Origin of the sequence: Streptomyces sp. WELS2 (assembly GCF_013870595.1) — a bacterium.
GTDB lineage: Bacteria > Actinomycetota > Actinomycetes > Streptomycetales > Streptomycetaceae > Streptomyces.
This window is the reverse complement of the sequence record NZ_JACBWZ010000942.1, coordinates 1-2219: the sequence shown is the minus strand read 5'-3', so window position 1 is coordinate 2219 and position 2219 is coordinate 1. Positions and strand designations below refer to the sequence as shown.

The 2219-nt window shown below is 73.1% G+C and carries 3 protein-coding genes and 1 pseudogene; 2 read left to right on the top strand and 2 right to left on the bottom strand.

What is annotated here, in order from left to right; translation table 11 throughout:
- The first annotated feature begins 190 nt into the window (after nucleotides 1-190).
- Nucleotides 191-862: an O-methyltransferase gene (locus tag H5J33_RS32030; protein ID WP_181798240.1), complete on the top strand. Its 672-nt coding sequence runs from the start codon at nucleotides 191-193 to the stop codon at nucleotides 860-862.
- Between the two features lie 15 nt (nucleotides 863-877).
- Here the strand turns inward: H5J33_RS32030 and H5J33_RS32025 are convergent, their stop codons facing one another.
- Nucleotides 878-1276, bottom strand: coding sequence for an FHA domain-containing protein (locus tag H5J33_RS32025; RefSeq protein ID WP_181798239.1), 399 nt, complete (start codon nucleotides 1274-1276; stop codon nucleotides 878-880).
- Nucleotides 1277-1388: 112 nt separating this feature from the next.
- On the opposite strand from H5J33_RS32025, the gene H5J33_RS32020 reads away from it, so the two are divergent.
- Nucleotides 1389-1829 carry a DUF1992 domain-containing protein gene (locus tag H5J33_RS32020; RefSeq protein WP_181798238.1) on the top strand — a complete coding sequence of 147 codons (441 nt, stop codon included), beginning with the start codon at nucleotides 1389-1391 and terminating at the stop codon, nucleotides 1827-1829.
- On the opposite strand, the pseudogene H5J33_RS32015 reads toward H5J33_RS32020, so the two are convergent.
- Nucleotides 1815-2219 (bottom strand): annotated as a pseudogene (locus tag H5J33_RS32015) (hypothetical protein); the annotation flags it as partial. The gene H5J33_RS32020 and the pseudogene H5J33_RS32015 sit on opposite strands and share 15 nt — an antisense overlap.

The following is a 2219-nucleotide window of genomic DNA, read 5'->3' as shown; positions in this document are numbered from 1 at the left end:
CCTCGGGCAGGGCGGTACGGTCAGCCGCGCGGTCAGCCGTCCGGCCGTCGGCGGTCCACGGCCGTCGGCGGTCCACGGCCGTCGGGCGTGGGCGGGCGTCGACTCCCCCGTTCGGGGCCGTCTGCTGGGATCATCGGACGTGCGGGGTGGCACAGCCTCCGGAAGACACTCGGGAAAGGCAGCAGGCGCTATGAGCGGGTCGCAGCTGTGGGTCGATGTCGACGACTACTTCACCAGCCATCTCTCACCGGACGACGAGGCGCTGCGGGCGGCCCTGCGGGACAGCGAGACCGCCGGGCTGCCCCCGATCGCGGTCACGGCCGCACAAGGCAAACTCCTCCATCTGCTCGCCCTGACGCAGGGCGCCCGGCACGTACTGGAGATCGGCACGCTCGGCGGGTACAGCACGATCTGGCTCGGCCGCGCCCTGCCCGAGGACGGCAGGCTGATCACGCTGGAGTACAACGCCAAGCACGCCGACGTGGCCGTCCGCAACATCTCCCGGGCCGGGCTGGAACGGATCGTGGAGGTGCGGGTCGGCCCGGCCCTGGAGACGCTGCCCAAGCTCGCCGACGAGAACCCGGCCCCCTTCGACCTGGTCTTCATCGACGCGGACAAGGCGAACAACCGGCACTACGTGGAGTGGGCGCTCAAGCTCACCCGGGCGGGCAGCCTGATCATCCTGGACAACGTGGTGCGCCAGGGCCGGATCGCCGACGCGCGCAGCACCGAGCCGGACGTCGTGGGCACCCGCGCCGCGCTCGAGCTGATCGCCACCCACCCCCGGCTGTCCGGCACGGCCATCCAGACGGTCGGCCTCAAGGGCTACGACGGCTTCGCGCTGGCGCGGGTGCAGGACTGAGGGTTCCCCGACGGTTCACACCTCGTGGAAGAACCCGACATTGACGCTGCGCGGACCGGACCGCTCCTGGACGACGATCTCGCCCGCCCCGCCGCGCGGCAGCGCCACGGTCTCGCCGTAGCCGACGGCCCTGCCGTGCGGGCCGTGGGTGAGCCGGACCTCGGAGGCCGGGTCCGGCCGGGAGCCGCGCAGCCAGGTCAGCTGCCAGGTGCCGTCCGGGCCGCAGCGGAACTCCAGGTGCACACGGGAGACGAACAGCCAGTCCTCGGGGGTGACCAGCCGGCACACCGCCGCGTCCCGGCCGACCCGCACCGCACAACCGGGCTCGCTGGGCAGTTCGGCCAGCGTCATGCCGGCCGTGGCACCCGCGTCCGCGTCCGCCCCCGAGACGGCGACCATGGTGAGTTCGAGCACGAGCGCTCCCCCTGAAACGTCCTTGCGCGGCGGCGGGTTGCGGCGGGCGGGCTGCCGTACCGTCGCCGCATGATAAGGCCCCCGGTGCGGTGGCGTCCGGCACAATGGACCCATGACCGAGCGAAAGCCACCGGGCGTTCCGTTCGACTCCTGGGTGGACAAACAGATCCGTGACGCGCAGGGGCGCGGGGAGTTCGAGGGGCTGCCGGGGGCGGGGGCGCCACTGCCGGCCGAGGTCGACTCCACGTACGACGAACTGTGGTGGGTCAAGCGGAAGATGGCCCGCGAGGGCCTGGCCTACCTGCCGCCCGCGCTGGCACTGCGCAAGGAGGCGGAGGACGCGCTCGCGGCGGCGTACGCGGCGCCCTCGGAGCGGATCGCCCGCAAGATCATCGAGGACGTCAACGTCAAGATCCGCGACATGATGTTCAAGCCGCCGCCCGGCCCTCCGCTCGGGAAGAAGCCGTACGACGTCGAGGAGGTCGTACGGGAATGGCGGCGGCGCGGGGCCGCCGCCGGTGGCACGGGCACGGCGGACTCAGCCGTGCAGTAGCCGTTCCGCGAGTTCCCGGTAGTCCCGCAGGGCGAGCCGCAGCTGCTCGGTGTCGGTGTCGGCGCCGGGCCCGCGTTCCTCGGTGCCCTCCTCCCAGGACATCCGCAGGGTACGGCGGCGTCGCGTCACCGCCTCGGCGAACCGGGCGGCGATCTCCTCCACGGTCCGGTCGGCGCGCTCCACGGCACCCTTCGGCTGGTCCACGAAGCCCTGGACCACCTCCCGCATCCGCCGCTCCCACTCCTCGACCTCCTCCCGCGCGAGCAGGGGGGAGCCGTGTCCGGAGGGGGCGGGCCGTGCGGTGGCGGAAGCGCCGGCCGAAACGACCGGTTCGGTCGCAGCGACATCGTGAGGTCCGGGAACCCGTCGCGCTGCCAGGCCGCCCAGACG